This is a genomic window from Streptomyces sp. NRRL F-5126 (assembly GCF_000721265.1).
GTDB lineage: Bacteria > Actinomycetota > Actinomycetes > Streptomycetales > Streptomycetaceae > Streptomyces.
Genome location: NZ_JOFZ01000162.1, coordinates 1 through 219, shown reverse-complemented (window position 1 = coordinate 219; position 219 = coordinate 1). Strand labels below are relative to the sequence as shown.

At 70.3% G+C, this 219-nt stretch carries 1 protein-coding gene; it reads right to left on the bottom strand.

Annotated elements, in window-relative coordinates:
• A partial coding sequence (locus IH48_RS35575) for an acyltransferase domain-containing protein (protein ID WP_037844379.1) occupies positions 1-219 on the bottom strand: 219 nt, incomplete at both ends.

Genomic DNA, 219 nt, shown 5'->3' with positions numbered 1-219 from the left:
GAGGTGGGGGGTGAAGGCGTGGCAGGCTTCGTCGAAGGCTGTGGCGAAGACGGGTGAGGCGGCGTGGAGTTCGCGGCCCATTCCGGCTCGTTGCGAGCCTTGGCCGGTGAAGAGGAACGCTGTCCGTCCTGTCGGCCGGGGCTGCTGGCCGGCGTGTATGAGATGGGGTGAGGGCCGGCCGTCCTGGAGTGCGGTGAGGGCGTCGAGGAGGTCGGTGCG